We start from the raw sequence: 5,020 nt of genomic DNA, 5'->3' as shown, positions 1-5,020 counted from the left end.
CTAGCCCTTCGGTTGCTTGTCGGAGGTAGGGCAAGTGATATTGTTTGCCAGTTAGAAGGGATAGCTCTTTGATAGGTAGTTCATAGAGGCTAGTCTTTTGGTCCTTCCGCAGCTTGGATATGATGAAGAAGAGCAAATCTAATTGTAGCTCTGAGTAATCGTACCGAGCATTGGTCAGCGCGTTGTGTTGACGTATTTCTACTTCCTTTTCCATGTTTAATAGCTGATTTCAGGGCAATTATACGCTTAAAAAGACTTATCTTAAAGACACGCCTTTTTAAGGTGACCTTTCTCACGGATTAAAAGTCTTTTTTAAAAGGATTAAAAGTCTTTTCTCACGGATTAAAAGTCTTTTCTCACGGATTAAAAGTCTTTTCTCACGGATTAAAAGTCTTTTCTCGACTTTTTTTTACCTTCATAAATATTTTTAAATCAATTGGTTATGTTGACTACTGTTGAGCCCTACAAATAGAACAAAGCTTTTCAAATACACCAATTGGTGCTCGCGCGAGGGGAAAAGGCTTTTAGGGACTGTTCAGGGGTACAACGGCGGGAACAAAACAAAAACAGCAAAAGGCCTAGAAGCCAGTAACTTGCGCGCATTCAATAAATACTATATTATTGGTAATTAACAGTTTATAAATCTTAATGACGGGCTTATGTACTGCTTTGGGCGAGGTAGTACTCGGGAGTGCTGGGCAGTGGGGAAGGGGGCAGAAAGTGGGTAGGCAGGTGGGTAGGCAGGTGGGAGAGTTCGTCCGAGTAGACCAGCAACTGAGGAAGCGCAACAGGGTCGGAAGGGTAACCAGGCAAGGAGCAAGTCAAAGCCAAGGAGAAGGAGTCGGTTTAGGTAATGGGGTAGGCTGGCCACGGACCAGGGAAGGTGAGGCACAGGGACAGGGTAGGAGCAGCGTCGGAAAAGAGTAATGGGGGGTAGTTGGATGGAGCGGGGCAGTAGTCGTACCTTGGAAGCTCGTTCAGGAGGTGCAGACGTCAGGAGCAAGTTATGTTTTTCGCTTCGCTCAAAACCCGTTCGCCCGTTGGGCTCACTCTAACTTGCCCCTTTGGGGACCGCACTATGTCCGACGACCAGCCCAGCCCGCCGCCCCGCCGCCGCGGTCGGCAGCCCAAGACGACGCCCCACCAGGCGCACACCGTCTCGGTGCGGCTGACCGAGGCGGAGCACCGCGAGCTGGCCACCGAGGCCAAGAACTACCGCAAGTCAATGGGCGAAGTCCTACGGGCCGTATGGGCCGGCACCCCCGACGCGGCCCGCCCGCCCCGGCCGCGCACAGTCGAGGAAGTGGGGCAGCTGCGGCAGCTCATCGGCATGGCCGGTAACCTGAACCAGCTCACCAAGCAGCTGCACGCCGGCCATAATGTGAGCGAGGCGGCCCGGCAGGTGCTGGTGCAGCTCTACCGGCTGCTCGATGACTTAGCCCCCGACCCGACGCGATGATTGGCAAGGTGAAAATCGGCAAGAGCTTCGGCGGCATCTGCACCTATGTCTTTGGAGAGGAGAAGGGGGCCGAGGTGCTGGCCACCGAAGGCGTGCGCGATACCTCAGCGGCCCATATGGCCGCGGACTTCAACGCGCAGCGGGAGCTAAACCCCAATCTGGGCAAGGCCGTGATGCACGTCGCGCTGGCCTGGCCCGCTGAGGAGAAGGCGCAGCTGAGCAACGAGCGAATGGAGGAAATAGCCCGCGCCTACCTGAAGGCCATGAAAGTGGACCCGGAAGGGACGCAGTGGGCCCTGGTGCGCCACCGCGATAAGGACCACCCACACGCCCACCTGATTGTCAACCGGGTAGACAACGAGGGGGCCACGGTGAGCGACCAGCACAACTACCGCAATAGTCTGGAGGCGTGTCGCAAACTGGAAAAGCAGTACGGCCTGGTCAGCGCTCAGGAGGTGAGCCAGGACAACCGCCGCGCCGGGCGGGAGGACCTGCCGGCGCGGGCGGCGGCCAAACTGTACGTGCAGGACGCGCTGAGCCGGCACTTGCCCCACGCCACGAGCCCCGAGGAGCTAACGGCGGCGATGCAGCGGGACGGTATCGGGGTGCAGGCGACCTACCAGAAGGAAAAATTGCAGGCCGTGGTGTTCGAGTACGAGGGCCACCACTTGAAAGGCAGCGAGTTGGGCCGGGCATACAGCGGCAACAATCTGGCGAAGACCATCGAGGCGCAGCAGGACCAGGTGCAGCAGCAGCGGGCAGAGGTGGGCGCGGCCGGCCAACAGTACGGCCAGCACCGGATGGCGCTGGAATTGGAAGCATTCGGCCGCGAGTACGCCGCGCAGAAGGAGCAGGCCGAGAAACAGGCCCAGGAAGCCGAGAAACAGGCTCAGGAGCGCACGCGACTAGAACAGACACCCAAACCCCCGCAACCCAGCATTGAGCGCAGCGGCGGCTACGGAATCACGTAATTTCTTCCCTTTGGTTATGAATCCAACCCCCCCAGCGGCCCCCACGAATGGCGTAACCATTCTAATGGCCGAGATTGAGCGCATTGCCCAGGAGCTACGCGCCTACAACAAACGGGACTTGCCGGCCACCAAAGGCCAGGTAGAAGCCCTGGTGAAGCTGGCCGAGCGGGACCGGCCCCTGACGCTGAACGTGGACAGCGAGGAGATAGTCCAGCTACTGCTAGGGCAGGTGGACGTGCAGGCTAAAGCTTTTCAAGATACAGGCCATGAACTAGTTAACTCCTTAGATGAGCGGTTAAAGCTGCTCTATCAGGAGTTAGATAAGCGTCTGGCAGCGGTCGAGGCCGCCGAGGCGAAGTTGAGTGCAACCGCCCAGCGAATTCCAAAGCAGGTGGCGATTGATTGGCTGGCTGACTGGCCCGTAACCGCCGTGGTCGCCCTCGGGCCCTTGCTTATCGTGCTGCTGATGCTCTGGTTTACGGGCATGTTTTCGCGGGTGCCAAAGGCCGAGTGGCAGGAAGCCGTACAGGCGAATGAGAACCTATCGCGGCAAGGCGTATTCTATCGCGACCAAGGGGCCGCGTACCGGAAGAAATTCCCCAAAAGCGCGCCTTACTTCCCCGACTACGTGGCCCCCACTACCCCAGTGCCAGCGGCCGAGTAGCCCTTTTTACGTATTGTAAACGACCGTTTACAATATGTAAAAGACTCTTTGCTTTGTCCCTCTTTAGCAGGTAAAAGCAGGATTATGCGTAAGCATCCCGGTATTCTCGCTCCAGCTTATTCCACTCTGTTAGAGATATTTTATAAGCGCTAAGGGGAGTATAGAGGGCACATCGGTGGGCACAAGCATAAAACTCGTGGTTGAACAACTCCATGTTGCACTGGCCGCCCTCGTAGAAAACCTCCGTAAACAGTACTGCTTTTTCGACCCCACCCGCCCGAAGTGCGGGGTAATTTTCATCTAACAACGTGCAAAACCAGTGCAAATGGTTGTCCACGTTTGGTTGAGTAGAAAATTCTTTGTCTGGTGATACCGAAAGGTAAGGAAAAGCCTTTTCGGTATTCTCTGAGCACCATTCTACTTTAACGCCTTGTGCTTCAAGCTTTAACGCAAAAGGTTCGGGTGCAAAGCCTTCTCCATAGAAGGTGAGGTCGAATCGAAATAGAACCATTGATTATACATCTGAGAGTGGTAGACTTGGTAAAGTACTACGCCAGCAGTCAGTTGTCCCAGGAGGGAAAAACCACCACTTTTCCAAGAGTGGGATTATAACTTGTGTTATGTTAAGGGACAAAAGGAAGAAACAAAAGGGGAAAATTGCACTCCCCCACTCCCCCTAAAATCCTACTTGGCATAGTGGAAGCGGCATTGAAGCACGTACACCAAGTCGGCCTCAAAGCGATAAATCAGCCGGTGTTCCCCGCTGATGCGGCGCGACCAGAAGCCGGCGAAGTCGTGTTTGAGGAGTTCGGGCTTGCCCGTGCCCGTGGTAGGTGTGCGCAGGCACTCTTTGAGCAGCGCCCGAATCTTGCGGGCTATGGCCTTGTCCGTGTCAAGCCAGTACTGAAAATCCTCCCAGGCGGCATCATCCCAGCTCAGCGTCATATCGTGTCCGGTAGCTCGTGGACTTGCCGCTGGCCCCGGCGGTCGCGTTCGAGGGCTGCATACAGCCGCTCGGCATTGGCCGGCGAGGACAGCAGGTAGGCGGTTTCATCCTGAGCAGGGGCTTTAGCGGCCTGGCCCCGCAGCTTGACGAAGGGTAGGCTGCGTAGCAGTTCCAGCAGGAAGTCAGCGCGGTTATCGGGGATTTCGAGCGTGATTTTCATCGGGGCAAAGGTACGAATTAGGCGGTAGGAGCTTTGGCAGTTTTGGCCGCGACTAGGCCCAGCTTGACCAGTAGCAGCCCCCCAGGATTGCTGGAGGCCTTGACCTTGCCCGTTTTCAGGTCGTGGTTGTAGCGGTTCACCTCTGCGACGTGGGCGGCGCTGCTCAGGATGGTTTGCCGGTGTTTGGGGTCGGTGATGCGCAACTCGTCGAGGATTCGGGCGGCGTTGTTGTAGTGGCTCTGCTGCACGCCCGGCAAGTCCTGAGCCGTGGCTACCAGGTCGAAGGGGATGGTTTGGGCCAGGGCTTGCGGCTTGACCGTGAAAACGACGTTTTTGAAAGTTCTTACCCGCTTTTCGAGCTTGTAGCTGACGTGCAGCTCGGTGTGTTCGTTGATTTGTTTTACAGCAATATCCAGCACCCTTTCTCTTAACTCTTTGATTTGCTTCATTTTCTCATTGCCCTTGTCATCGAGCAAGCCGAGCATTTTTTTGAAATCTTGGAGGTCATATTTCTTGGTTTCGCCTAGGTCTTTCCACTGGCTGCAATACTGGTAGATACGCTTAGCATACTTGCTAGAAAGACGTAGTGCAGCGGCTAGGGTGTAGGAGGTGAAGTTGTCTTTGAGTTCAAATAAGTATGGTAATATGTTCTCTGTCAGCTTTATTTCAATGATTCCTTGTCCTTTTAGATAACGAATCTGTTGAAACATCCAGATTTGCCGGTACTCTTTGTCATCTTCTACTTCAAACATGCGGGAGC

The 5,020-nt window shown here is 55.2% G+C and carries 8 protein-coding genes; 3 read left to right on the top strand and 5 right to left on the bottom strand.

Going from position 1 to position 5,020, the window contains the following annotated elements:
* The coding region (locus LC531_RS22540; RefSeq protein WP_223654572.1) for a replication initiation protein at window positions 1–214 on the bottom strand (214 nt) is incomplete at its 3' end.
* Window positions 215–1,078: 864 nt separating this feature from the next.
* On the opposite strand from LC531_RS22540, the gene LC531_RS22535 reads away from it, so the two are divergent.
* From LC531_RS22535 to LC531_RS22525, 3 genes are read left to right on the top strand one after another with little or no spacing between them, the layout of a single operon-like run.
* A complete protein-coding gene (locus LC531_RS22535) occupies window positions 1,079–1,459 on the top strand; it encodes a plasmid mobilization protein (protein WP_223654570.1) in 381 nt (126 codons plus the stop codon).
* Window positions 1,456–2,430, top strand: a complete 975-nt coding sequence (locus LC531_RS22530; protein ID WP_223654568.1) for a relaxase/mobilization nuclease domain-containing protein — start codon at window positions 1,456–1,458, stop codon at window positions 2,428–2,430. The genes LC531_RS22535 and LC531_RS22530 overlap by 4 nt, the downstream gene beginning before the upstream one ends.
* 16 nt (window positions 2,431–2,446) lie before the next feature.
* Window positions 2,447–3,094: a hypothetical protein gene (locus tag LC531_RS22525; RefSeq protein WP_223654566.1), complete on the top strand. Its 648-nt coding sequence runs from the start codon at window positions 2,447–2,449 to the stop codon at window positions 3,092–3,094.
* 82 nt (window positions 3,095–3,176) lie between these two features.
* Here the strand turns inward: LC531_RS22525 and LC531_RS22520 are convergent, their stop codons facing one another.
* The 4 genes from LC531_RS22520 to LC531_RS22505 all read right to left on the bottom strand — a co-directional run.
* The gene (locus LC531_RS22520; protein ID WP_223654564.1) at window positions 3,177–3,605 is read right to left on the bottom strand and encodes a hypothetical protein; all 429 of its coding nucleotides are present in this window, start codon (window positions 3,603–3,605) and stop codon (window positions 3,177–3,179) included.
* 173 nt (window positions 3,606–3,778) lie between these two features.
* Window positions 3,779–4,039, bottom strand: coding sequence for a Txe/YoeB family addiction module toxin (locus LC531_RS22515; RefSeq protein WP_223654562.1), 261 nt, complete (start codon window positions 4,037–4,039; stop codon window positions 3,779–3,781).
* Entirely contained in the window at window positions 4,036–4,260 is a 225-nt protein-coding gene (locus LC531_RS22510; protein WP_223654561.1) for a type II toxin-antitoxin system Phd/YefM family antitoxin, read from the bottom strand. Before LC531_RS22510 ends, LC531_RS22515 begins: the two co-directional genes overlap by 4 nt.
* A gap of 17 nt (window positions 4,261–4,277) precedes the next feature.
* Window positions 4,278–5,020, bottom strand: a 743-nt coding sequence (locus LC531_RS22505) for a replication initiation protein (RefSeq protein ID WP_223654560.1), incomplete at its 5' end; no start/stop codon positions are given.

Origin of the sequence: Hymenobacter psoromatis, assembly GCF_020012125.1 — a bacterium.
Taxonomy (GTDB): Bacteria; Bacteroidota; Bacteroidia; order Cytophagales; family Hymenobacteraceae; genus Hymenobacter; species Hymenobacter psoromatis.
Note: the sequence above shows the minus strand (reverse complement) of the source record. Positions and strands in the feature narration are given on the sequence as shown.

What these genes read in the sequence shown, in the direction of transcription:
- LC531_RS22530 (WP_223654568.1), top strand. Translation starts at nt 1,456, where the DNA reads ATGATTGGCAAGGTGAAAATCGGCAAGAGCTTCGGCGGCATCTGCACC.
- LC531_RS22520 (WP_223654564.1), bottom strand. Translation starts at nt 3,605, where the DNA reads ATGGTTCTATTTCGATTCGACCTCACCTTCTATGGAGAAGGCTTTGCA.
- LC531_RS22535 (WP_223654570.1), top strand. Translation starts at nt 1,079, where the DNA reads ATGTCCGACGACCAGCCCAGCCCGCCGCCCCGCCGCCGCGGTCGGCAG.
- LC531_RS22515 (WP_223654562.1), bottom strand. Translation starts at nt 4,039, where the DNA reads ATGACGCTGAGCTGGGATGATGCCGCCTGGGAGGATTTTCAGTACTGG.
- LC531_RS22510 (WP_223654561.1), bottom strand. Translation starts at nt 4,260, where the DNA reads ATGAAAATCACGCTCGAAATCCCCGATAACCGCGCTGACTTCCTGCTG.
- LC531_RS22525 (WP_223654566.1), top strand. Translation starts at nt 2,447, where the DNA reads ATGAATCCAACCCCCCCAGCGGCCCCCACGAATGGCGTAACCATTCTA.